The sequence below is a fragment of the Pseudoalteromonas sp. QJM3NY_12 genome (genome assembly GCF_056173165.1).
This window is the reverse complement of sequence record NZ_CM149661.1, coordinates 325,973-351,668: the sequence shown is the minus strand read 5'-3', so window position 1 is coordinate 351,668 and position 25,696 is coordinate 325,973. Positions and strand designations below refer to the sequence as shown.

Genomic DNA, 25,696 nt, shown 5'->3' with positions numbered 1-25,696 from the left:
ATTGGTAGGCACTACCATAACGCCGGATGCGCCGCGTTTAGTTTCGCTGAGCCAAATGACTCACTGGCACCATTTTTTGCAGCTAAAGCATTATCTGCTTGCCCGGGGCGAACCAAATTAAATACCCTGTCTAAATCAGCAAGTAAGTCTTTTGCATCTTCAATACCCACCGAAATACGAATAAGCGTATCACCCACCCCAGCTTCTGCACGGGCAGTCGCCTCCATGCCTGCATGGGTCATGGTTGCGGGGTGACAAATCAAACTTTCAACTCCGCCTAATGATTCCGCCAAACTAAATTCATTTAAGCGCGTTAAAAACGCTGCAGCATCGTTTATATCGCCTTTGATATCAAAACTAACCATTGCACCAAAGCCAAACTGTTGCGCCTTAGCAAGCGCATGTTGTGGATGTGATTCAAGACCTGGATAGTAAACCTGAGCAACAAACGGGGAGTTTTCTAGATACTGTGCAATAGCGAGTGCATTTTCTTGGTGTTGCCTCAAACGCACGTTTAACGTGCGCAAACCTCTGAGAGTTAAATAGCTATCAAATGGCGCTCCAGTAATGCCAATATTATTTGCCCACCATGCCAGTTCTTCACCAAGCTCAGCGGTTGCTGCAATAACCGCCCCCCCAACAACATCTGAATGACCATTGATATATTTAGTAGTTGAGTGAACCACAATATCAGCACCAAATTTAATCGGATTTTGCAAAGCCGGCGATAAAAATGTGTTATCGGCAGCAACCAGAGCACCGCACTGCTTAGCAATATCGGTAACTGCTTTAATATCAGTTAATCGTAAAATTGGATTACTCGGTGTTTCAATCCAGATCAGCTTAGGTTTAATAGCAAGAATTTGCGATAAGCTTTCGCTTTTAGTGAAATCGACCACTTCTAGCTTTAACAAGCCGCGTTTTTCTAGTGAGGTAAATAAACGATAGCTGCCACCATAGCAATCGTGAGGAATCATTAACGTATCGTTACTATTTAATAATTGAGTTGTTAAGTGAACTGCCGCCATACCCGTTGCAGTAATAATGCCTTTAGCCCCGCCTTCAAGTTCAGTGAGCGCCTCAGCCAAAATGTCACGGTTAGGATTACCACTGCGGCCATAATCATATTGGCGTTTGGTATCAAAGTCAGAAAATGAGTAAGTTGTTGATAAATAAAGCGGTGGAACAACCGCACCATGCTGTTTGTCGGCTTCTATTCCACTACGAACAGCAATTGTTGCCTTATTTTTTTCACTCATTTTCGTCACCTTTACTATTTTGGAAGTTTAGACGTCTAAAAGGTAGCGCATGCAGTTTAAGATGTCAAAACATTTAAATGTCTAGATAGCTAAATAACTAGTATTTGACTATCTTTTTTAAACCGATAGAATTTCACGCATATTTACACGCTTTGATGCTGTGTGAGCAATTTATAATCTGAGGCAACGATACATCTTATGGCTAAATGGAATGGTGAATATATTCACCCATACGCAGAACACGGGAAAAAATCCGAACAAGTAAAAAAGATCACCGTTTCGATCCCGCTAAATGTATTAAAAGTATTAACTGACGAACGTACTCGTCGTCAAATAAACAACTTGCGCCATGCAACAAATAGTGAGCTTTTATGCGAAGCATTTTTGCATGCATTTACAGGGCAACCGCTGCCTAATGATGATGATCTACGTAAAGACAATGCAGAAAAAGTACCTGAAGAGGTGAAGAAAATAATGCAAGAAATGGGACTAGAAGTGCCTATTTTAAATGAAGATTAAATTTCTTTATCTGTGTTATAAAAAAACCTCAGCAAATGAAGTGACCCCCAATAGTTGGACATTCCAATTACTGGGGGTCTTTTTATGTCCAAACATCACCGAGCTTTCAAGCTCAAAATAGCTGAACTCGCTTTGTCTGAAAGCTCTTCGGCGGTAAGTAACAGATTTAATGTTACAGACAGGCAGGTCCGATATTGGACCGCTATTTATCGAATTCATGGCGCTGAAAGCTTCAGGTCTGTTCACAAACCTTATTCTCTAGCATTTAAGGCTGAAGTGTTAAAAACGATGACAGCAAACAGTTGGTCACTCGGTTATACCAGTGCTTTCTTCGATTTATCGTCCCCAGGCATTCTTTTTCAATGGCAAAAGCTTTATGCTCGTGATGGTATATCACGTCTTAAACCACAGAGAAAAGGTAAGCCATTCATGACAAATAATTCTTCTTCATCAAAACTAGTAGAGCAAATGACTGAGGAGGAGTTACGAGAAGAACTAGCATACTTACGAGCTGAGAATGATGTGCTAAAAAAGTTAGAAGCCTTGGCTCAAGCCAGAAAGAAAAAAGCAAAGACAAAACGATAGTCGTCGAAGAGTTCAAGGCAAAGCATAGCTTACGACACCTTTTAAAGGCTACAGGGCTGCCAAAGAGTGTTTACTATTATCATCGCACTACTTGTAAGCAACCCTGTGCAAGCAATGATTTACTGGTAAAAATACGTGATATTTATCACGCGCATAAAGGGCGATATGGCTATCGCAGAATTACGAGTGCCCTGAGAGCAATGGGAGTACTTGTTAATCATAAGCGCGTTCAACGGTTGATGAATGAGTTAGGACTCAAGTCAAAAGTAAGGCCTAAGCGCTATAAATCCTATAAAGGTGAAGTGGGTAAAATCGCAGAAAATACGCTTAACCGCGAGTTTACTGCGCAGAAGCCAAATCAAAAATGGGTGACGGATGTGACGGAGTTTAAAGTGGATAATGAGAAGGTATATCTATCACCTATGATTGACCTATTCAACCAAGAGGTAATCAGTTACGAAGTCAGAAAATCCGTTGCACTCCCTTTGGTAACTGACATGCTTAAAACAGCAACTGCTAGGTTGAAGCCAAATGAAAAGCCAGTTGTACACTCAGATCAAGGGTGGCAATATCAAAACAAACAATATCAAAATCACCTTAAGGAAAAAGGATTGCAACAAAGTATGTCTAGAAAAGGAAATTGTTTAGATAATGCGGTTGCTGAGAACTTCTTCGGCATATTGAAGAGTGAGATGTACCACAACGAAACGTTTAAAGACGTGAATGATCTTATTGAAAACATTAAAGAATATATCCACTATTACAACAATGAGCGTATTAAACTGAAACTAAAAGGCCTGAGTCCGATACAGTATCGAAATCAGGCCTTGGCAGCCGCTTAGAAATGAGTCCAACTTTATGGGGTCACTTCAAAATGCTGAGGTTTTTTTTGCGTTAATTCACACTTAAAATTACGCCATGTAGTTCTCTGGCATATCAATTTGTGCCACACCCGAATCAACTGCAGCTTGAGCAACGGCTTTGGCGATACGAGGCAATAAGCGCGGATCCATAGGTTTTGGTATAATATATTTAGCACCAAACTCTAGTTTATCGATACCTGCAGCAGTCAGTACTTCAGCCGGAACTGGCTCTTTAGCAATACTGCGAATTGCCTCTACAGCAGCTATTTTCATTTCATCGTTTATTTCACTTGCGCGTACATCTAGTGCGCCACGGAAAATAAATGGAAAACAAAGTACGTTGTTAACTTGGTTCGGATAATCAGAACGGCCAGTCGCCATAATAAGATCATTGCGTGCAGCATGTGCTAATTGCGGATCAATTTCAGGATCGGGGTTTGAACATGCAAATACAACTGGGCGGTCAGCCATTAACTTCAAATCATCGGCGGCTAATAAATTAGGGCCTGATACACCAACAAACACATCGGCATCTTCAATTACGTCCTGTAAAGTACGTTTATCCGTATTGTTTGCAAATAATTGCTTATATTCATTTAAGTCATCACGACGTGTATGAATAACGCCTTTACGGTCTAACATATAAATATGTTCACGCAGTGCGCCACACTTAATTAAAAGCTCCATACAGGCAACAGCTGCAGCGCCGGCACCTAAACACACGATAATCGCATCTTCAATTGCTTTACCTTGTACTTCTAGCGCATTTAGCATACCCGCAGCCGTTACAATTGCCGTACCATGTTGGTCATCATGAAATACAGGAATGCTGCAACGTTCTATAAGTGCTTTTTCTATCTCAAAACATTCTGGCGCTTTAATATCTTCTAGGTTGATACCACCAAACGTGTCTGCAATATTCGCAACCGTGTTGATAAAGTCTTCGGTTGTGCGGTGCTTAACTTCTATATCAATTGAATCTAGACCTGCAAAACGTTTAAATAATAATGCCTTGCCTTCCATTACTGGTTTTGAGGCCAGTGGGCCTAAATTACCTAAGCCTAAAATTGCGGTGCCGTTAGTAATAACCGCAACCATATTTCCTTTACCAGTATACTTATAGGCATTTGCTGGATCAGCGGCAATTTCACGAACAGGTTCTGCAACACCTGGGCTATATGCGAGCGCGAGGTCTTTAACCGTCTCAGCGGGCTTGGTCAGCTCAATACTGATTTTACCTGGAACGGGATGGGCATGGTAATGTAGTGCTTGTTCACGAAAATCTGACATAACGCGATTATATCCTGCAATTTAAGTTAAAGTGAGAGGTAGTTTTATTCTACGATACCTTTATTATTTTTAAATTCCAAGCAATATCAGGTCTATCCTGTTATATGCTAGAACTCTTAATTTTAAGTGATTTATCAGCAACTTCCCTAGATTATCCTGACATTTTTAAAATATAAATTCGTCATAAAAATGAAAATTACAGGTCGTTTTTACCCTTATTCAATATTTATGAAATACTCTTTTCAGTCTTAAATTAAAATAGTGAAATACCGAACTTTGTTTAACTTTAAATACAAATAACTTCACGTTAACTACATTTAAGTACCATATTTAAAGTGTAACAAATAAAAATATAGATAATATTGGCAATTTTGTCTGCAAATGTTTATGCATATTCGGAATAAGAACAGGAAATAGTTATGCAAAAATAATAAATACAAAACTGTTATAAAATGGAGGGATAAGTGAATTTTAGGCACAAAAAAAGCACCCTAAGGTGCTTTTTTTACATAGAAACAAAAAATTATTTTTTGCTGCTAAGTGCACCGAAGCGCTTGTTGAAGCGATCAACACGGCCGCCAGTGTCTAAAATCTTTTGCTTACCAGTGTAAAACGGGTGACACGCAGAACATACGTCTAAGTGAATGTCTTTACACAAAGTAGAACGAGTTTCGAATTTGTTTCCGCATGAACAAGTTGCAGAAATTACTTCGTACTTAGGGTGAATACCTTCTTTCATAGGAACCTCTAGTTAAGGCCGCATCGCTCTCCAAACCCGAAGTCTGGCACCATACGTCGTTAAAACAAATTTATTGGTCGCGAATTTTATCCAACAACCCGCACGCACACAAGCTTTAATTATTCTTTTTACTAAAAAGTCTGCAAACACCTATTGATTACTGATTTGTCGGTAGGCTTTTAATACTATTTTTAGTACATTAGGCTATTAGGTTTCTTAGTTGAGTTGTTATGTGTTTTGTTGAAGTTGCAATAAAAGTCCCCTTACCTCGCACCTTTGATTATAAAGTGGATGAGCAATTAACACCGCTGACTAAATTGCAGCCTGGCATGCGCGTACTCGTCCCTTTTGGCAATCAACGAAAAGTAGCGGTTATCCTTAGTTTAAAAACCGATACAGAAGTTCCTGAAGGCAAAATCAAATCTATTATTGAAGTAATTGATAATTCGCCGGTGTTATCTGCGCAACATTTGGAGCTGCTGAAGTTTACTGCGCGTTATTATTGTTATCCACTAGGTGAAACTATTCATATTGCACTCCCCAATGCGCTGCGCCAAGGTGAATGCCCTGATAAAACCAGTATAAATATGCTGACGTTAACTGATAAAGGGGCGCTTTTACCATCTTTAAAAGCTAAAACACAGCTTAACTTGCTTAAGCAATTATCTGCATCGGGTAAATCATCATTAACGGAACTAAAAGCCCTCGGGTTTAATAAAAAGACTATTGATAGCCTATTAGCAAAAGAACTGATAGTGCAAACCATTGAACATGACAATCAATGGCAACATGCCTCTCCTACTGTGGGCACTAAGCCTCGCTTAAATAAAGAACAAGCAATTGCTTGCACTACTATAAATCAAAGTGCTGGTTTTAATAGTTTTTTACTTGAAGGTGTCACTGGTAGCGGTAAAACAGAAGTTTACCTACAGTGTCTTGAAGAGGTGTTAAAGCGTGGAGAGCAAGCGTTAGTACTTGTTCCTGAGATAGGTTTAACACCACAAACAGTGAATCGTTTTAGACGTCGCTTCCCTGACACGCCAATTATGCTATGGCATTCAGCGCTCACCGATAACGAGCGTCTGCAAACATGGCGGTTTTGTGAAAAAGGCAGTTGTGCTATCGTTATAGGTACTCGTTCGAGTATTTTTCTACCCTTTTTAAAACTCGGGATGATTGTGGTTGATGAGGAGCATGATGCTTCATTTAAACAACAAGATACTCTACGCTATCATGCACGCGATTTAGCAGCGTATCGTGCGTATCAGCATAACATTCCGCTTATTTTAGGCAGTGCGACTCCCGCATTAGAAACACTTCACAAAGCAATTAATAACAAATACCAGTTACTCACATTAAGTGAGCGAGCACAAACTGCCACCGATAATCAATTTAAACTTCTCGACATGAAAGGTCAGCCTGATCAAGCTGGTATTGCCCATGCGAGCCTAGCGATAATGCGCCAGCACCTGAATAAAGGTAAGCAGGTAATGGTATTTTTAAACCGCCGAGGTTTTTCGCCTACTTTAATATGTCACGAGTGTGGTTGGTTAAGTGAATGTAATCGCTGCAGTACAAGTGCGACCTTTCATAAGGCCATCGGACAGATGATTTGCCACCATTGTGGTGACCAATATCAAGTACCGCATCAATGCCCTGACTGTGGAAGCACGCAGATATTTCCTAACGGCAAAGGCACCGAACAAATAGAAGAATTTTTGAGTACTGAATTTAAAGACATTCCAATTAGCCGAATAGACCGCGACTCTACGAGGCGCAAAGGCAGCCTTGAAAAAGCATTGGATGAAATAAACCAAGGCGGCGCACGCATTTTAGTCGGTACGCAAATGCTAGCTAAAGGTCATCACTTTGCGGATGTAAGCTTAGTACTTATTTTAGATGTAGATAGTGGTTTATATTCGTGTGACTTTAGGGCAACAGAACACCTTGCTCAATTAGTGACACAGGTTGCAGGTAGAGCAGGACGTTCTGGTGAACCCGGTGAAGTATTATTACAAACGCACTTCCCTGAGCACCCATTATTACAAGATTTAGTTAATAACGGCTATCAAGATTTTGCCCGCTTTGCGCTCACTGAGCGAAGTGACGCGCAACTGCCGCCTATCACCAGTATGGTGATAGTTCGTGCACAAGGACATAACATTAAGCAAGTCGTCGACTTTCTAACGGATTTGGTTCCTGTCAATGGGGTATCTGGTATACAATTGCTTGGACCAATCCCAGCACCTTTAGAAAAAATTGCAGGGATGTATCGTTTTCAATTACATATTCAAGCGCAAGATCGACGCATTTTACACCCGTATCTTGCACAAATGGTTGATTATCTCAGCACCAGCAAACTTGCTCAAAAAGTTCGCTGGAGTTTAGATGTCGACCCTACAGACATGATTTAGGTAAGGCCACACATAACACCATGGCACAGCACGATTATATTAATAAAAAACCAAAGAATAAAAAAAACACCAAACAAGAACCGGCTAAAAAACCTTTTCCGCTGTTATTAACTTTCATTGCACTAGTACTTGTGGGTGGTTTCGCATATGGACTCTGGTTTGTTAAAAATAATGCCGATCCTGATCTTGTTGAAAAACAGGCAAACCCAACAGCCGAAAAACAAGTAGAAATAGCTAAACCGCGGCCACCTAAATTTATTAAAGAAATTAAAGAGCATGAAATTCAAGTTGAAGTGAAAGAGCTTGAACAAAAAGGCCCTTATGTTATGCAGTGTGGTTCATTTAAAACGCATCAACAAGCTGAAACCTTAAAGGCTAAAATAGCCTTTGCAGGGCTAATTTCAGAGATCAAAAAAACTACAGGTACTAATGGTATTTGGTATAAGGTGCGTTTAGGGCCTTATGAAACCAAGCGCCAAGCAGAAAGTGATAAGAACAAACTAAAACGAATTAATATCGTTGGCTGCGGAATTTGGGGCTGGACTTGAATTTAAACCATTCACCCATATAACCTCTTCATAATCGTTTTTTACGCGCTGCCCCCTTGCAGCGCGATGATGAGGAATAACATGACTACAATCGTAAGTGTACGCCGTGATGACAAAGTTGTTATTGGTGGTGACGGCCAAGTCTCTCTTGGTAATACTGTAATGAAGGGCAATGCCCGAAAAGTTCGACGTCTTTATAATGGCAAAGTAATCGCTGGTTTCGCTGGCGGTACTGCTGATGCCTTCACCCTTTTCGAACGTTTTGAAAGCAAATTAGAAATGCACCAAGGCAATCTAACTAAAGCGGCTGTAGAAATGGCTAAAGATTGGCGTAGCGATCGTGCCTTACGCAAACTTGAAGCCCTGCTAGCTGTCGCTGATGAAACTGCCTCATTGATCATCACTGGTAATGGTGACGTCGTACAACCTGAAAACGACCTGATCGCAATTGGCAGCGGCGGAAACTTTGCACAATCTGCTGCAACCGCCTTATTAGAAAATACCGACTTAAGTGCCCATGAAATTGTAGAGAAAAGTCTTACAATTGCTGGCAACATCTGTGTATTTACGAATAACTTCCAAACTATCGAAGAATTGTAATAGGAACCCGCTATGTCTGATATGACCCCAAGAGAAATTGTTCATGAGCTAGACCAACATATTATTGGTCAAGCAAAAGCAAAAAAAGCGGTTGCTATTGCCCTTCGTAATCGCTGGCGCCGTATGCAGTTAAACGAAGATTTACGTGCAGAAGTAACGCCAAAGAATATTTTAATGATTGGCCCTACTGGTGTAGGTAAAACGGAAATTGCGCGTCGATTAGCAAAACTGGCTAATGCCCCCTTTATTAAAGTGGAAGCCACTAAATTCACAGAAGTAGGTTATGTAGGTAAAGAAGTTGAAACTATCATCCGTGATTTAGTCGACGTTTCAATCAAAATGACCCGTGAACAACAAACCAAAAAGTTTAAACACCGTGCAGAAGAAGCCGCTGAAGAGCGTATTTTAGATGTATTACTACCTCCAGTGAAAGATCAGTATGGGGAAGTTCAGCGCGATGAAAGCTCATCGACACGTCAATCGTTTCGTAAAAAATTACGCGAAGGCCAGCTAGATGACAAAGAAATCGATATTGATTTAGCCCAAGCTCAACCGAATGTTGAAATTATGGCTCCTCCTGGTATGGAAGAAATGACCAACCAGCTACAGGGTATGTTTCAAAATATGGGTGGTGATAAACGCACTAAACGTAAGCTTAAAATTAAAGAAGCGTTTAAATTACTTACCGAAGAAGAAGCCGGTAAATTAGTCAACCCTGAAGAATTGAAAGAGCAAGCAATTTTTGCGGTAGAGCAAAATGGCATTGTGTTTATTGATGAAATAGACAAAATCTGTAAGCGTGGTGAAGCTTCAGGCCCAGATGTAAGCCGTGAAGGTGTACAACGTGATTTATTACCGCTTATTGAAGGCTCTACGGTTAATACTAAGCATGGCATGGTTAAAACTGACCATATGCTATTTATTGCCTCAGGTGCATTCCAGATGTCTAAACCATCAGACATGATCCCGGAGTTACAAGGCCGTTTACCTATTCGTGTTGAACTTGAAGCACTCACAGCCGATGACTTTAAGCGCATTTTAACTGAGCCACACGCATCACTTACGGAGCAACAACGCGAGCTACTCAAAACAGAGCAAGTCGCTGTTGAATTTAGCGACGATGCAATTGAGCGAATTGCTAAAGCCGCTTGGCAGGTTAATGAGAAAACCGAAAACATCGGTGCTCGCCGTCTGCATACTGTTATGGAAAGATTAATGGAAGAAATTTCATATGATGCTTCTGAAAAAGCGGGTTCAAGTTTAGTTATTGACGCTGCCTATGTTGAAAAGCACCTAGGTGCGCTGGTTGAAGATGAAGACTTAAGCCGCTTTATTCTTTAACAGCCGTTTAATGTATACTAAAAGCCTCCAGCATGGAGGCTTTTTTGTAAGTGAGATGACGATGAAACAAGTAACTAAAGTGCACTATCATAGTGTAAGTAAAAATTTAGATGTGTTTTTTGATGATCATTCAGACGCAACCTTCAGTACTGAATTTTTACGGGTTCACTCTCCCTCAGCCGAGGTGCAAGGCCATGGCTCTGAGCCTATGAAGTTAGTACTTAATAAACAAACAGTGGGCATTAAAACCATTACACCCGTAGGGCATTACGCGTTGCGTTTAGAGTTTGACGACGGGCACAACAGCGGGTTGTTTAGCTGGCAATATTTGGCTAAGTTACAAGCCGAACATACTAAGTTGTGGGACACTTATTTAGAACGTGTTAAACAACATGAAAATAACAAAGATAGCGTACCAATAAAATTTGTACCTTAGCGTCAGTTATGATGCTTCTGCTTCGTTAATAACAAACAAGCGGCAATTAAGCCGCTTGTTTCTATGGATAATTAAACTTTATATTTTGAGATTGCTTGATGAAGCACCCTTGACTGCTCAGACACCTCTTCACTAGTTTGTGCATTAGTTTGTGAGTGAGCGGCAGCTCCTTCAGCAATATCTCGAATACGGACTACGTTTTTATTAACCTCTGATGCTACCTGACTCTGTTCATCAATAGCAGTAGCAATATGCGTACTCATTTCCATAATCGTTTGCACATCAACAGTGATAGCTCCTAGCAATTCACCCGCTTTTGTTGCTTGTGTTGCACTCTCACCACCTTGAGTACGACACTGATGCATGATACTCACTACCTCTTGGGTACGCTGTTGTAAGGTGTTAATAATACCCTCAATTTCGCTAGTTGACTCTTGCGTGCGTTGTGCAAGTGAGCGCACCTCATCTGCAACAACCGCAAAACCACGACCTTGTTCACCCGCTCTCGCGGCTTCAATGGCCGCATTTAAGGCAAGTAAATTAGTTTGTTCTGCAATGGCACGAATTACATCAAGTACAGAGCCAATGGTTTCACCATCTTTTTCTAGCTGTGACACCACGCTGGAGGCTTTACCAAGCGAATCAGACAAAGCATTAATATGTTTAATGGTTGATTCTACTTCAACCTGACCTTGTTGCGCACTTAAATTGGTTGATTCAGCTTTTTTAGCAGCAGCTTCTGTATTATGTGAAATATCTTGAATGGTAGCTTGCATTTCTGTGGCTGCAGTTGCCACCATATCCGCCTCATGCAATTGCTCTTGCATGCCTGAGCTAGTCGCTGAGGTTGTTTCAGATAGGTTGCCCGTTGCTATATTAAGCGTTGTCAGTGCAGTATTTACTTCATAGATAAGATCTTTAAAGTCGCTAATTAAACTATTAAAGTCTATGGTCATTCTGGTTACTTCATCTTCCCCTTTATGCTCTATAAACAAGCTTAAATCATTGTTTTTTCTTATCTTGTCAATAGTTTGATAAACCCTCTCAATAGGCTGAATAATTGAGCGACTCGTTAAGTACACAAGAACCATCACAATCACACTGGCAATTATAAATATGGCTATTGCTAATAATTGCGCCTGCTGGGCCGTCTCAGCAACTTGTTTTTTAGTGGCCGTAGTAATGGCAGTAACCACATCATCACTTTTCTTAACACTAACTCTCATTTTCCCAAGTGCACCCGAATCTAAATCAATCCCTAAAGCGATTTGTGCTTCAACTAGTGCGGTAAATTTGCCTTGGTAATTGGTCATTAATGAAGTTAATTGATTGCGTATATTACTAGGTATTTCTGAGGTATTTACTTGTTGTTTTAACTCATCACCTAATTTATTAAATCGGTCTAAATATTTGGTATCTAAACGCAACATAAAATCTTTTTCAGCGCGGCGTAGCTGCAACATGGTGGTCAGTAATTTATAATCATTTTGCTGATTCAATAATGTTTCAATGTTGTGTACTGACTCACGCAGTTCGCCATAAAGCGCATCTTTAGGATGTAAACCTATCTTCCGTTGCAAATTAACAACAATTTGAAAGTCATCATAATACTGCTTTGCAAGCACCTCAAATTGGTTAACCTGATCAATGGCAATATCTAAATCTTTTGATAAAACAGATAGTTTCCCTAGTTTGAGCTGCTGCTGTTTATATTCATTAGTGAATAAATCTAAGCTTTTTTCATCTTTATAAAATAAAAAGTCTTTTTCATATTTACGCATCGAAAGCTCATGCATACCAAGCTCTTCGGCGTATTGAATTGTTTCATTTAATTTAAGCATCACACGTGCTTCATAAATTATGATGCATAGCATGACTATCATTGCTAAACCTACAACTAAGGCGTTTAGTTGCAAACGGCGTTTTATCGTCAGATTTTGTAGAAAATTCATTGTAAATACCTATATTAAATTTGCCAGCGCAGTATAAAGTGATGCTTTCTTTCATTTAACTCATTAAGTTTGAACAAATAAAAAGGGTCGCCGGTAAAGTCTAACCATTAACAAACTCCTTTTAAACAAATGGACAATATAAAACCATTGGCCTAACCACAGTATTACTCAATTTTACAACTCTTGCCACTGAAGGTGAAAATGTTCAGCCGCATCATGGATGCAATACACCTGTTTATAATCTTGTTGTGGGGAAATGACAAGTTTATGAAAGAATTATTATTCTTATAGTTGATTTAGTTCTAATTATGGCTAAATTTACTGCGATTAAGTCGTTGTTATTGCATATAAGGAGGGTATACTGAGTCACTAACTTATGTATCTTTTGAGGATAAAATAATGGATTACAGCACTTCTGATTTATGCGACCACTTTGCTGATGTGGTTGACGTGCTTGAACCTATGTTCATCAACTTTGGTGGTCGACACAGTTTTGGTGGCCGCATTAAAACGGTAAAATGTTTTGAAAACAATGAACTGATCCGCCAATTACTTTCTCAAGATGGTACTGATCAGATTTTACTTATTGATGGTGGCGGCTCAACTCGCAGAGCATTAATCGACATTGAGCTGGCTGAGCTGGCACTAGAAAACAATTGGCAAGGCATTATCGTATATGGTGCATTACGTCACGTTGATGAGCTTGAAGAACTTGATTTAGGTATTCAAGCTATTGCGTCAATTCCTGTTGCAGCAGACAGTGAAGGCGCGGGCGAAAGCGGTATAGGGGTTAATTTCGCTGGCGTATCATTTTTTGATGATGACTTTGTATATGCTGACAGTACCGGTATTGTGCTTTCAGCTGAAGAATTAGAGCTAGAAATAATAGAACTGTAGCGTGACCGTTCACCTTAAACTATACGACGAAAGCACGGTAAAGGAAATTTGCTCTGACCGTGCTGGAGAGCTAAAAGCATGGCAGTCGATGGCATTACTTGATGCCCGCGACAATATTCAACAAGCACTTGCTGATGCCGTACAATTTGGTATGCGCTTTGTTTTACTCGGGATTTGTGAAGACATTGGCCCGAGAGCCAATCTAGGAAATGGTGGCGCACAGCATGCTTGGCCTGCGTTTTTACAACGCTTTTTAAACCAACCTCACAATAATGTCATCGCTATGCAAAAAGTGTTACTGCTTGGCGAAGTCAACCTCGATGATTTAATGCAACAAGCCCAACCGCTTGATAATCATAATCCAAACGACTTAGCTCAATTGCGTAAGCTGTGCGCTGAAGTCGATGAGCGAGTTGAAGCAATTTTAGACATGGTCTTTAAAGCGGGCCTTGAACCTATTATTATTGGCGGCGGACACAATAACTGTTTGGGTATTATTCGCTCGCTTGCCAAACATAGCCATAGCGCAATTAACGCGATTAATCTAGATCCTCATGCCGACTTTCGTGAGTGTGAAGGTAGGCACAGTGGTAATGGGTTTCGCTACGCTTACCAAGAGCAGCTGCTCAAGAATTACCATGTTATTGGCTTACATGAGCTAAAAAACAATCAGCCTATTTTTGATGCTATGCAGAGCGCTAACTTTAGCTATACAAGCTACCAAACAATAAACGTGAAGCGCGAAATAAACTTAACTGAAGCAACTGCCCATGCACTCAAAGAGTTTGATAACGCACCGCTAGGGGTAGAGGTTGATTTAGATAGCTTAACCTATATGCCTGCAAGTGCCTTTAATTATTGTGGTTTTGATGTCAGCGATGGTGAGCATTATGTTTACTTAGCTGCAAGCGATCCCCGCAGTGCTTATTTACACTTATGCGAAGCAGCACCTTCACAACACCCCCATTCTATAACTGCAGGTAAATTACAGTGTGGCCAAGTGATCAGTGCTTTAGTTAATACCTATTTACAGACAAAACTAAGCCTTTAAAACACACTTAAAGTTCTTGTGCTTCTAACCATTGCTTAAACCAACTCATTAATCCTAAACTGCTCAATGGGTGTCCAAAATAGTATCCCTGTGAAGCGTAGGCTTTTAGACTTTTTACAAACTTTAGTTGATCGAGTGTTTCAACACCTTCAAAAATAACTTTCGTCTGTTGCTGGTTATGCATTTCAACCATACCACCTACTAAACTACGTATGTTATTTTGATTACTAAAGTCAGCAGTTAATGCAGGCGATATTTTAATGTATGCCACCGCTAAACTAGGTAACTTAGAAAGTAATACAGGATTATCACCTAAACCATCAACGCACACTTTTAAACCTAAGCTGTTAAGTCTTGCTATCATGGCTCTACCTTTATCATCTAGGCTAGTAAAAATGTGTAGCGGACATTCTAAAATTAAATCACCAGGCCTAAGTTGGTGCTCACCGATAACCCCATAAACAAAATCAACAAACTCTTCGTTGAGCATTTCTGGGCCAAATAAGTTAACACTTAAAGGCACCCTCATTCCTTCCATACGCAGTGCCATGGCAAGCTCTCCAGCTCGTTCAATAACAAAGGTCGCAAGTGAGTAACCAAGCCCTGCAATTCTAATATCGTTGATAAACTGGCTCGCCGATAAAGTCCCTTGGGTTGGATGCTGCCAGCGTAATAGCAATTCTAAAAATTCAATTTGGCCATCTTCATTTCGAATAACCGGTTGAAAAAACAATTCGAACTCATCAGCAAAGCTGATATTCGCCAGCTCAGTTAATCGCGCTTGCTGCTCTAAATGATCAGTCGTCATTTGCTGATGATAAGCCACAATTTGTTTAGCTGGCCGACTATCAAGCGCCAAGTAAGCATGACTAATTAGCTCATCAAAGCTGCTGCTTTGTTTATTACAATGTACATAACTGGCTCTTACTTTTACTTCAATCGTACAATTAGCTACATTGAACGGCTTTAAGGTAGCGCCAATAATTTGCTTTATAAGCTGTTGATGTAAATGATTATGATTTTGTAAATCACAAATAAATGCAAAGTTTAACCCACCCAAGTGCGCTAATTTAGCATGCTCAGCAAGAAAAAAAACTTCATCGCTATCTAATAAATCTTTTATTCGATTGGCCGACTGAGATAATAATAAGTCGCCAAAATCTCGGCCAATATGTTGATTAACTTGAGCAAAACCTTCTAGCCTCAGTACGATGATTGCTGCTGTAAATGAATCCTTATCATTGAGTTCATTATATTTTTGACGTAACTGTTGTTTATCAGGGAAGCTAGTTAAAGGTGAGTTTTCAACATACACCTCAGGGTCGGTTTGCGGCTTTAAGGGTGGAGCAATCTGTGGTGCATTATCCATTAAAAAACCACTGCTACTGAGCAGTAAAATTGGAATAAGTAACCACGCTAAATGTAGCGTAAAAAAGAGGTAACCAATAAATAATAAAGCAAGTAACCCTGTTGCACAGGCACTAACAAGTAATGGGAGTTTTTGCTTTAGTAAATTCGCTTGATATAAATGAAAACCAAACCCCAGAGCCAATAACACAACAAACCAAGGAATGGCAGTACTAACCATAGCTAAACCAATCAGCCCGGTGCATAAAAGGATGAGTCTTATTACGTTACTTTTAACGGTTAACAATACAGCAACCATTGCCATTAAAAGCGCACCACTTAAAAATATAGCTAAATTACTGTAGCTCAATAACGTTCCATCCATAGCTGAGGTACTCACTGACATTAAATAAAACATGGGTTTAAGAGTTAAGTCTTATAATTAGCTAAGTTTACCCAATATCCATAAATTTAACAGTTTATTTACTCCAAACTGATAACTTAATTGTGCTGGATGCTCAATTTGCCAATGTGCTATATCAGCGCGAGCACCTACTTTTAATACGCCTCTATCAGTAAAACCAAGAGCCTGAGCTCCGTGTGCCGTGACTCCCATTAATGCCTGTTCTGGAGTAAAATTAAATAATGTACAAGCCATATTCATCATTAATTGCAAAGAACATAACGGTGATGTGCCTGGGTTAAAGTCACTGGCAATTGCGATGGGAACCTTGTATTTATTTAACAGTTCAATTGGAGGATATTTCGTTTCTTTTAAAAAATAAAAAGCACCGGGCAATAATACCGCCACAGTACCTGCATTTGCCATAGCTTTAACACCGGCTTCATCAAGATATTCCAAATGATCGGCCGACAAACCATTGTATTGCGCCACCAGCGCAGCACCTTGTTGATTAGATAACTGCTCAACATGGCACTTAATTGCTAACCCCAGTTTTTTAGCCGCATCAAATACTCGCTGCGTTTGCGCATAACTAAAGCCAATATCCTCACAAAATACGTCAACCGCATCGACTAAATCATGTTCAACAAGGGTGTTGAGCATTTCATTACACACTAAATTTATATAATCATCACTACGATTTTTAAACTCTAAAGGTAATGCATGCGCGCCTAAAAAGGTATTAATGACTTCAATAGGGTGATGTTGATTTAACAGCCTAGCAACTTCTAATATTTTTTTCTCATTTTCTATATCAAGCCCATAACCTGACTTAATTTCTACCGTAGTTACGCCTTCAGCTAGTAGTGCATTTAAACGATCTTTTGCTGCTACAAATAATTGTTCGTGGTCAGCCTCTCGGGTTGCTTTAACGGTACTTGCAATTCCGCCCCCTTGCGCGGCAATTTGCTGATAGCTTACCCCTTGTAAACGCTGCTCAAACTCCTTTGCACGAGAACCGGCAAACACCAAGTGAGTATGGCAATCAATTAAGCCCGGGGTTAACCACTGCCCTTTGATACTTACTACCGGAGTGGCTAATATATCAAAATCAGGTAACTCAGTTTGCTCACCCAACCATGCTATTTTGCCATTTTTAATTGCTAAAGCCGCATTTTCTATCGCTCCATAAGGTGCATCAATGTTGTTATCCATGGTGGCAATATTGGCATCGGTGAGTAATAAATCGATATCATTTAACTGTTCTGTGGATTCTGTGGCTTGCATAAGTCTCTCCGCGATAGTGTTCAACAAGTTTAACAACACATCTTGTATATACAAGGTGGTTGTGCCATCTTACTAGGTATTGTTTATTTTTAATATACTAAAAATATTTATGCCAACACCTAAGTTTACGCAAATAAAACAGTTTATTGTGGACAAAATACGCAGTGGGCTTTGGCTTGAAAACCAACGTGTCCCCTCAGAAAACGAACTAGCCAAACAGTTTACAGTAAGCAGAATGACCGCACGTCGGGCACTTAGTGAACTCACTGATGCAGGTATTTTAACCCGTAGCCAAGGCCTAGGTACGTTTGTAGCAAGCTTCAAGTCACAGTCATCATTACTTGAAATAAAAAACATCGCCAATGAAGTAAAAGAGCGAAACGGAAACTACAGCTGTACAGTGCAAATATTAGAATCGATTAATGCCGTCGCGCCAATTGCAATTGCTTTAGGTGTAGAGGTAGATAGCGTGGTGTATCGCAGTGTCATTATTCATAATGAAAACGACAGTCCCTTGCAAGTAGAGGAGCGCTTTGTAAATCCACCCCTTGCAAAAGATTATTTACAACAAGATTTTACCGCCCTTACCCCGCACGAATACTTATCAACAGTTGCTCCTTTAACGCAAGCGAGGCATACGGTAGAGGCTATTACGCCAAACAGTGAAATGTGCCAATGGCTTAATTTATATAATGAAGAGCCCTGTTTACAAGTAATACGCCGTACTTGGTCGGTAAACGGAATTGTTAGTTTTGCACGACTTATATCGCCAGGCAGTAAGTACCGCTTGGGCGGACAATTAACATTTAAAAACAATAATAAAGCCCATAACGCTTAAATTTAACAGGAGTGAATAATGGATCATCGACTGGACACACAACGCACAATTCGCGCACAGCATGGTAATCAAATATCTACTAAAAGCTGGCAAACCGAAGCAGCTAAACGCATGCTAATGAATAATTTAGACCCTGATGTTGCCGAGCACCCTCAAGCTTTGGTGGTGTATGGCGGGATTGGCCGTGCTGCCCGTGACTGGCCAAGCTACGACAAAATAATTGAGACGCTTGAGCGCCTTGACGATGACGAAACCCTATTAGTGCAATCAGGTAAACCGGTGGGGGTATTTAAAACTCATAGCAACGCACCGCGGGTACTAATTGCAAATTCTAACCTTGTTCCGCATTGGGCTAACTGGGAACATTTTAACGAGTTAGATAAAAAAGGCTTGATGATGTACGGCCAAATGACCGCTGGCTCTTGGATTTATATTGGCTCTCAAGGCATAGTGCAAGGCACTTACGAAACCTTTGTAGCTATGGCAAAACAACACTTTTCAGGCGATGCCAAAGGTAAGTGGGTGTTAACAGGTGGCCTGGGAGGAATGGGCGGTGCACAACCATTAGCTGCAACTATGGCAGGCTTTAGTGCCTTAGTGGTGGAATGTGATGAAAGCCGTATCGATTTTCGAATAAAAACAGGGTACGTCGATGTAAAAGCCACAGACCTTGAGCATGCATTAGAATTAATAACCGATGCCTGCGTAAAAGGTGAAGCGCTTTCTGTGGGTTTACTTGGTAACGCGGCTGATGTCTTTAGTACCTTAGTAAAAAGTGGTATTACTCCCGATATAGTCACCGATCAAACCTCAGCCCATGATCCGCTTAACGGCTACCTGCCACAAGGTTGGAGTATGGAGCATGCTGCAAAAATGCGAATCGATAATCCACAAGCAGTGGTGAAAGCGGCCAAACAGTCAATGGCAGTTCAAGTAACAGCGATGTTGGCACTACAAGATGCAGGCGCAGCAACTACCGACTATGGCAACAATATTCGTCAAATGGCGCTCGAAGAAGGCGTAGCAAATGCATTTGATTTCCCTGGATTTGTACCTGCTTATATTCGTCCATTATTTTGTGAAGGCATTGGCCCATTTAGATGGGTAGCACTCTCAGGCGATCCCGAAGATATTTACAAAACAGACGCAAAAGTAAAAGAACTCATTCCTGATGATAAGCATTTGCATAACTGGCTTGATATGGCGCGTGAGCGAATTCAATTTCAAGGCTTGCCTGCACGTATTTGTTGGGTTGGCTTAAAAGACCGAGCGCGTCTAGCGATTGCCTTTAATGAAATGGTTAAAAACGGTGAGCTTAAAGCACCGGTAGTTATTGGCCGCGATCATCTTGACTCAGGCTCAGTAGCTAGTCCTAATCGTGAAACAGAGAGCATGCAAGATGGCTCCGATGCAGTCTCTGATTGGCCTTTATTAAATGCCCTGCTCAATACCGCAGGCGGTGCTACTTGGGTATCGCTTCATCATGGTGGCGGTGTAGGTATGGGCTTTAGCCAGCATTCAGGTGTAGTTATTGTTGCCGATGGTACCGATGAAGCAAAGCAACGCCTTGCAAGAGTGCTTTGGAATGATCCTGCTACCGGTGTAATGCGCCATGCCGATGCAGGTTATGACATTGCAAAAAATTGTGCACAACAACAAAACCTAGACCTACCTATGCTTAACAAGGATAAGTCATGATTTCATACACTCTCACACCGGGTCAGCTTGAATTAAATACCTTAAGAAAAATTAATCAATCGGCCGTAGATTTAACTTTGGCAACTGAGTCCGCCACACAAATAGCAGCCAGCGCGCAAACCGTTCAAGACGTAATAAACGAGCAGCGTACTGTATATGGTATTAATACCGGCTTTGGTTTATTAGCCAATACTAAAATAGCGAATGATGAGCTAGAACTATTACAACGCAGTATTGTGCTTTCACACGCTGCGGGCATTGGCGAATTAATGGATGACAGCACCGTCAGATTAATGATCACCCTAAAAGTAAATTCTTTATCACGGGGTTATTCTGGTATTCGTTTAGCAGTCATTGAGTTTTTTATACAGCTACTCAAAAATGAAGTGTACCCATGCGTGCCTAAAAAGGGCTCAGTGGGCGCTTCGGGCGATTTAGCCCCCCTTGCTCATATGTGCCTGCCTTTATTGGGTGAAGGGAAAATGCGCTACCAAGGAGAGCTAATAAGCGCAGAACAGGGGTTAAAAATTGCAGGGCTTGAGCCACTGACATTAGCCGCCAAAGAAGGCTTAGCCTTATTAAATGGCACGCAAGCCTCTACTGCATTTGCACTGCAGGGCTTATTTAGAGCCGAAGACTTGTACGCACAAAGCTGTGTAATTGGCTCTATCAGTATTGAGGCCGCCATGGGCAGTCGCGCACCATTTGATGCACGTATTCATGAGGTTCGTGGTCAACAAGGGCAAATTGATACCGCGCACGTATTTAGAGAGCTATTAAGCACCCACTCACAAATTAGTGACTCACATATTAATTGTGAAAAAGTACAAGACCCTTATTGCCTGCGCTGCCAACCGCAAGTACTTGGTGCGTGTTTAACCCAAATACGCCAAGCCGCCGAGGTATTAATATGTGAATCAAACGGGGTAACCGACAACCCACTCGTTTTTGCCGATGTAGGGGATATTATTTCAGGCGGAAACTTTCATGCTGAGCCCGTTGCTATGGCCGCTGATAATCTTGCGATTGCCATTGCCGAAATTGGCGCCTTAGCTGAGCGACGTATTGCCTTACTTATTGACTCTAATTTATCAAAATTGCCGCCATTTTTAGTTGAAAACGGTGGGGTAAATTCAGGGTTTATGATTGCTCAAGTAACCGCAGCTGCGCTCGCCTCTGAGAACAAGTCACTAGCACACCCAGCTTCGGTAGATAGCTTACCAACCTCAGCTAATCAAGAAGACCATGTCTCTATGGCAACTTTTGCTGCTAGGCGCTTAGTTGATATGGCTAATAATACGCAAGGTGTATTAGCTGTTGAGTGGCTGAGTGCTTCTCAAGGGCTAGAGTTTAGAAAGCCGCTACATGCGTGTGAGCAGGTAGAAAATGCGAAAGCACTGCTACGCCAACATGTTAGCTATTACGATAAAGACCGCTACTTTGCCCCCGATATTGAAGCGGCTAACAGACTACTAAGTGAAGGTAAGTTGTGCGACTTTATAAAAAATTCGCCCTTACCTTCTTGTTAAATACCATACTGATAACTAAAACCCAGCGCCTCTATCGCTGAGCCAATAACTTTGCGCTCAGCGACTTCATCACTACTAAAACTTGGCATTTGTGTGCCATACAGCTCACACTTTTGTGCATAATAATCTGCTTTGCTCGGGTGCGCAGGGTTAACTACATTATAAATGCTTTGCCCTTGTGACCAATTGTTAAGTACCGCGTAAATGGCATTGATCACATCTTGTTGATGCACCATGTTCACCACTTGCTGACTAGAGGTGTTGAGTTCCTTACCCGCCACAAACCGACCCGGCTCTCTGTTTGGCCCCAACAACCCAGCTAAGCGCAGTACTTTACCTTGCTGTTCAAGAACTTGCTCTTCAGCATCATAGAGCTTTATTTGTCGTTCGTTAGTGCTAGATATATCGCTACTTTCACTATAAACTCCAGGCTCTTGATCATACACTCCAGTCGATGAGCACAATAAAAAACCTTTGCAATTAAGCTCAGTTGCCAGCTTTAACCCCTGTTCCAGCACTTGCGAATAATTGCTTTCGCTGTCACGACTGCGCGGCGGTATAGCACATACCCAATACGCATTTTGTAAATCTACTTGATGCTGCAGCTCGCCGTTTTGTAAAACAAACTGACGCTCAAAATCAAATTGATGAGTGTCACTACGATGAGTTCCTTGCACTTGCCAACCTTGTTTTTGTGCATCAATACATAAGGCTTGGCCAAGCCAGCCAGCGCCAAGGACTACTAAGTTATCTTTGTTGGTTTGCACTTTATTTTCCCTTTTATTAAAACTCAATCAACGCGTTTTATAGCAACAAAAAATATGATGAACTCTATACTACTAAAAATAATATTAGCAAACGCTGATTGCATAAGATATTAACACACGCTTCATTTGCGATTAGTAGCTTATTTAATGATACCGCTACCATGTATATGCACCTGCCGATAAACCGTATGGCTTAAGTGACTTACGAAGAGTAATAAATAAAAAGATTGTGCAATTTAAGAGTTAAAAAGCGATGACCGCAAGCAAAGCATTTAAGGGTAAAATTTAGGCGTTTCACCCTTGTTTTTAATTTATTCAACACCATATCTTCAGAGTCTGTTTATCTGCAGTTTTAATCAAGTTTCGTTACATAACGCTATTTTTATGAGCGAGATCTCATTTTTCTGTTTTAAATGAAGATCTTTTTATAGAGGTAGTTTGATGTTTAGCAGAGTCTGGTATAGTAGCGCAGGTAATAAACAGTGCTTTTTAAGCAGCTTAATACAAAATTGCTAATTAATGTGTCCTAAAGGTTAATTTAAAGAATACATTAATTATCAATTGTAAAAAAATGGGTTAGCCGATGCACGGCTAGCAAAAAAACACATTGTAACGGTTTTATCATGATATCTAATTTATTTACCAAGATTTTTGGTAGTCGCAATGACCGCACTATTAAAAACCTAAGAAAGACGGTCGCACTGATCAATGCACTTGAAACGCAACTAGAAGCGCTTTCAGATGAAGATTTAAAAGCTAAAACAGCTGAGTTTAGAGAACGTTACGATAACGGACAAAGCTTAGGCGATATTCTACCAGAAGCATTTGCTGTGGTACGTGAAGCGTCAAAGCGTGTAAACGGTATGCGTCACTTCGACGTGCAATTATTAGGTGGTATGGTTTTACAACAAGGCCGTATTGCAGAAATGCGTACTGGTGAAGGTAAGACCCTAACAGCAACGCTCCCTGCTTATTTAAATGGCTTAACAGGTAAAGGCGTTCATGTCATTACCGTAAATGACTACTTGGCTAAGCGTGATGCTGAAACCAACCGTCCACTATTTGAGTTTTTAGGCTTAACCGTTGGTTGTAATGTTCCGGGCATGATGCCACAACAGAAAAAACAAGCTTATGCAGCTGACATCACTTACGGTACCAATAACGAGTTTGGTTTTGACTACCTACGTGACAACATGGCATTTAGCATTGATGAGCGCGTTCAACGCCCATTATTTTATGCCGTAGTGGATGAAGTGGATTCAATCCTAATTGATGAAGCGCGAACGCCGCTTATTATTTCAGGCCCAGCTGAAGACAGCTCAGAGCTTTACACTGAAATAAATACCATTGTTCCTTTACTTGAACTACAAGAAAAAGAAGATGAGGAAGGGATTGAAGGTGATGGCGATTTCACTATCGATGAAAAATCTAAGCAAGTTCACCTAACTGAGCGTGGGCAAATAAAAGTTGAAGAGCTACTTACAGAGCGCGGCTTAATTGAAGAAGGTGATTCACTGTACTCAGCAGCGAGCATCACGCTACTTAGTCACGTTTATGCAGCTCTTCGTGCACACAAGCTTTACCAAAAAGATGTTGACTACGTTATTAAAGAAAACGAAGTTATCATTATTGATGAGCACACAGGTCGCTCTATGGAAGGACGTCGTTGGTCAGAAGGTTTACACCAAGCCGTAGAAGCAAAAGAAGGTGTGAAAATTCAAAACGAGAACCAAACGTTAGCTTCTATTACGTTCCAAAATTACTTCCGCTTGTACGAAACGCTGGCAGGTATGACAGGCACAGCAGATACAGAAGCATTTGAGTTTCAGTCTATCTACGGTTTAGACACAGTTGTTATGCCAACCAATAAGCCAATGATCCGTGATGATCGCGCAGATTTGGTGTACCTAACGCAAGAAGAAAAGTACGAAGCCATTTTAGCAGACATTAAAGACTGTCAAGAACGTGGTCAGCCAGTACTTGTAGGTACTATCTCAATTGAAAGCTCTGAGTACTTGTCGCAGTTTTTACGTAAAGAAAAAATTAAGCACAACGTACTTAATGCTAAATTCCACGCACAAGAAGCAGACATTGTTTCTGATGCGGGCTTACCAGGCACAGTCACCATTGCCACCAACATGGCCGGTCGTGGTACCGATATTGTACTTGGTGGTAATTGGAATAGTGAAGTTGAAAAACTTGAAAACCCAACTGACGAACAAATTGCCGAAATTAAAGCCGCATGGAAGATTCGCCATGACGCAGTAATTGATGCCGGCGGTTTACACATTATTGGTACAGAGCGTCATGAATCACGTCGTATTGATAACCAATTACGTGGTCGTTCTGGCCGTCAAGGTGATGCCGGTTCAAGCCGTTTCTACCTATCGATGGACGATGCACTGATGCGTATTTTTGCTGGTGAGCGCATGACTAACATGATGCGTAAACTAGGTATGCAACGTGGCGAAGCGATTGAACACCCATGGGTTAACCGCGCAATAGAAAACGCTCAGCGTAAAGTAGAAGCACGTAACTTTGATGTGCGTAAACAGCTACTTGAGTACGATGATGTAGCAAACGACCAACGTCGTGTTGTTTACTCTCAACGTAACGAATTGCTTGAAGAAGGTGATATTTCAGAAACGATTACCGCTATCCGTGGTGATGTGCTCGCGGGTGTAATTGATCAATACATTGCCCCACAAAGCTTGGCTGAAATGTGGGATATCCCAGGGCTTGAAGAGCGCTTAAAGCAAGATTTCCTAATTGAGTTACCAATTACTCAGTGGTTAGCTGATGACAATAAACTGTACGAAGAAAAACTTCGTGAGCGTATTGAAGACGCGGTTGAACAAGCTTACAAGCAAAAAGAAGAAATGGTCGGCGATTCTGTACTTCGTCAGTTTGAAAAAGCCATTATGCTTCAAAGTCTTGACCAACATTGGAAAGACCACCTTGCTGCAATGGATCACTTACGCCAAGGTATTCACTTACGTGGTTACGCACAAAAGAATCCTAAGCAAGAATACAAACGTGAGTCGTTTGAGTTATTCTCTGAAATGCTAGAAAACTTAAAAGTCGATGTGGTCGGTATTTTAAGTAAAGTGCAAGTTCGCGCTGAAGAAGATGTTGAAAAAGTAGAAGAGCAACACCGTAAAAGTGAAAATGCCCCTCGCGAATATCAACATGAAGAAGCAGAACACGTAGGTGGTGAAGCACCGCAAAGCGCTCAGGTTATGGCACGTAGCGAACCAAAAGTTGGCCGTAACGATCCATGTCCATGTGGTTCAGGCCAAAAATACAAACAATGTTGTGGTAAATTAAAATAAC

21 protein-coding genes are annotated in these 25,696 nt (G+C 41.0%); 14 read left to right on the top strand and 7 right to left on the bottom strand.

The genetic code is table 11. From position 1 onward, the window contains the following. Window positions 1–11: 11 nt before the first annotated feature. Entirely contained in the window at window positions 12–1,259 is a 1,248-nt protein-coding gene (metB, locus tag AC0VZ5_RS01610; protein ID WP_138607208.1) for a cystathionine gamma-synthase, read from the bottom strand. Window positions 1,260–1,457: 198 nt separating this feature from the next. On the opposite strand from metB, the gene metJ reads away from it, so the two are divergent. From metJ to AC0VZ5_RS01595, 3 genes are all read left to right on the top strand, one after another. Beyond that, window positions 1,458–1,778, top strand: a complete 321-nt coding sequence (gene metJ, locus AC0VZ5_RS01605; RefSeq protein ID WP_008115021.1) for a met regulon transcriptional regulator MetJ — start codon at window positions 1,458–1,460, stop codon at window positions 1,776–1,778. Between the two features lie 84 nt (window positions 1,779–1,862). Next, a complete protein-coding gene (locus AC0VZ5_RS01600) occupies window positions 1,863–2,363 on the top strand; it encodes a transposase (RefSeq protein ID WP_409423191.1) in 501 nt (166 codons plus the stop codon). Next, the gene (locus AC0VZ5_RS01595; RefSeq protein WP_409425534.1) at window positions 2,360–3,205 is read left to right on the top strand and encodes an IS3 family transposase; all 846 of its coding nucleotides are present in this window, start codon (window positions 2,360–2,362) and stop codon (window positions 3,203–3,205) included. The genes AC0VZ5_RS01600 and AC0VZ5_RS01595 overlap by 4 nt, the downstream gene beginning before the upstream one ends. Window positions 3,206–3,274: 69 nt before the next feature. Here the strand turns inward: AC0VZ5_RS01595 and AC0VZ5_RS01590 are convergent, their stop codons facing one another. Both AC0VZ5_RS01590 and rpmE read right to left on the bottom strand, forming a co-directional pair. Next, window positions 3,275–4,516 carry a malic enzyme-like NAD(P)-binding protein gene (locus AC0VZ5_RS01590; RefSeq protein ID WP_008465773.1) on the bottom strand — a complete coding sequence of 414 codons (1,242 nt, stop codon included), beginning with the start codon at window positions 4,514–4,516 and terminating at the stop codon, window positions 3,275–3,277. Window positions 4,517–5,039: 523 nt separating this feature from the next. Continuing rightward, window positions 5,040–5,255: a 50S ribosomal protein L31 gene (rpmE, locus tag AC0VZ5_RS01585; protein WP_008115018.1), complete on the bottom strand. Its 216-nt coding sequence runs from the start codon at window positions 5,253–5,255 to the stop codon at window positions 5,040–5,042. A 230-nt stretch (window positions 5,256–5,485) separates the two neighbouring features. Between rpmE and priA the strand changes: the two genes are divergently transcribed. The 5 genes from priA (at window position 5,486) to AC0VZ5_RS01560 (ending at window position 10,594) form a co-directional block, all read left to right on the top strand. Then, window positions 5,486–7,669: a primosomal protein N' gene (priA, locus tag AC0VZ5_RS01580; RefSeq protein WP_475473931.1), complete on the top strand. Its 2,184-nt coding sequence runs from the start codon at window positions 5,486–5,488 to the stop codon at window positions 7,667–7,669. Window positions 7,670–7,689: 20 nt separating this feature from the next. Next, on the top strand, window positions 7,690–8,217 hold the full coding sequence (locus tag AC0VZ5_RS01575) for an SPOR domain-containing protein (protein WP_138594459.1): 528 nt from the start codon (window positions 7,690–7,692) through the stop codon (window positions 8,215–8,217). 81 nt (window positions 8,218–8,298) lie between these two features. Further along, the gene (gene hslV / locus AC0VZ5_RS01570) at window positions 8,299–8,817 is read left to right on the top strand and encodes an ATP-dependent protease subunit HslV (RefSeq protein ID WP_010390410.1); all 519 of its coding nucleotides are present in this window, start codon (window positions 8,299–8,301) and stop codon (window positions 8,815–8,817) included. Between the two features lie 12 nt (window positions 8,818–8,829). Continuing rightward, on the top strand, window positions 8,830–10,158 hold the full coding sequence (hslU, locus tag AC0VZ5_RS01565; RefSeq protein WP_198522441.1) for an HslU--HslV peptidase ATPase subunit: 1,329 nt from the start codon (window positions 8,830–8,832) through the stop codon (window positions 10,156–10,158). 61 nt (window positions 10,159–10,219) lie between these two features. Beyond that, window positions 10,220–10,594: a gamma-butyrobetaine hydroxylase family protein gene (locus tag AC0VZ5_RS01560; RefSeq protein WP_475473928.1), complete on the top strand. Its 375-nt coding sequence runs from the start codon at window positions 10,220–10,222 to the stop codon at window positions 10,592–10,594. Between the two features lie 71 nt (window positions 10,595–10,665). Here AC0VZ5_RS01560 and AC0VZ5_RS01555 read toward each other — a convergent pair whose 3' ends face one another. Then, the gene (locus tag AC0VZ5_RS01555) at window positions 10,666–12,546 is read right to left on the bottom strand and encodes a methyl-accepting chemotaxis protein (protein ID WP_475473926.1); all 1,881 of its coding nucleotides are present in this window, start codon (window positions 12,544–12,546) and stop codon (window positions 10,666–10,668) included. Between the two features lie 399 nt (window positions 12,547–12,945). Between AC0VZ5_RS01555 and rraA the strand changes: the two genes are divergently transcribed. Both rraA and AC0VZ5_RS01545 read left to right on the top strand, forming a co-directional pair. Then, the gene (gene rraA, locus AC0VZ5_RS01550) at window positions 12,946–13,443 is read left to right on the top strand and encodes a ribonuclease E activity regulator RraA (RefSeq protein ID WP_008465762.1); all 498 of its coding nucleotides are present in this window, start codon (window positions 12,946–12,948) and stop codon (window positions 13,441–13,443) included. Window position 13,444: 1 nt separating this feature from the next. After that, entirely contained in the window at window positions 13,445–14,494 is a 1,050-nt protein-coding gene (locus AC0VZ5_RS01545) for a formimidoylglutamase (protein ID WP_475473923.1), read from the top strand. A gap of 7 nt (window positions 14,495–14,501) precedes the next feature. Here AC0VZ5_RS01545 and AC0VZ5_RS01540 read toward each other — a convergent pair whose 3' ends face one another. Together AC0VZ5_RS01540 and hutI are read right to left on the bottom strand one after the other, a co-directional pair. Continuing rightward, on the bottom strand, window positions 14,502–16,226 hold the full coding sequence (locus AC0VZ5_RS01540) for an EAL domain-containing protein (protein WP_475474745.1): 1,725 nt from the start codon (window positions 16,224–16,226) through the stop codon (window positions 14,502–14,504). 57 nt (window positions 16,227–16,283) lie between these two features. Then, a complete protein-coding gene (gene hutI / locus AC0VZ5_RS01535; RefSeq protein ID WP_475473922.1) occupies window positions 16,284–17,531 on the bottom strand; it encodes an imidazolonepropionase in 1,248 nt (415 codons plus the stop codon). A gap of 109 nt (window positions 17,532–17,640) precedes the next feature. Here hutI and hutC point away from each other — a divergent pair, with 109 nt between their 5' ends. From hutC to hutH, 3 genes are read left to right on the top strand one after another with little or no spacing between them, the layout of a single operon-like run. Next, a complete protein-coding gene (gene hutC, locus AC0VZ5_RS01530; RefSeq protein ID WP_475473920.1) occupies window positions 17,641–18,369 on the top strand; it encodes a histidine utilization repressor in 729 nt (242 codons plus the stop codon). An 18-nt stretch (window positions 18,370–18,387) separates the two neighbouring features. After that, window positions 18,388–20,067: a urocanate hydratase gene (hutU, locus tag AC0VZ5_RS01525; RefSeq protein WP_475473918.1), complete on the top strand. Its 1,680-nt coding sequence runs from the start codon at window positions 18,388–18,390 to the stop codon at window positions 20,065–20,067. Next, window positions 20,064–21,596 (top strand): histidine ammonia-lyase, encoded by a 1,533-nt coding sequence (hutH, locus tag AC0VZ5_RS01520; RefSeq protein WP_475473917.1) that lies wholly within the window; start codon window positions 20,064–20,066, stop codon window positions 21,594–21,596. The genes hutU and hutH overlap by 4 nt, the downstream gene beginning before the upstream one ends. Here hutH and AC0VZ5_RS01515 read toward each other — a convergent pair. Continuing rightward, entirely contained in the window at window positions 21,593–22,363 is a 771-nt protein-coding gene (locus tag AC0VZ5_RS01515) for a Rossmann-fold NAD(P)-binding domain-containing protein (protein ID WP_290169136.1), read from the bottom strand. The two genes, hutH and AC0VZ5_RS01515, sit on opposite strands and share 4 nt — an antisense overlap. 623 nt (window positions 22,364–22,986) lie before the next feature. Between AC0VZ5_RS01515 and secA the strand changes: the two genes are divergently transcribed. Further along, a complete protein-coding gene (secA, locus tag AC0VZ5_RS01510; protein ID WP_475473915.1) occupies window positions 22,987–25,695 on the top strand; it encodes a preprotein translocase subunit SecA in 2,709 nt (902 codons plus the stop codon). The last annotated feature ends 1 nt before the right edge of the window (window position 25,696 follow it).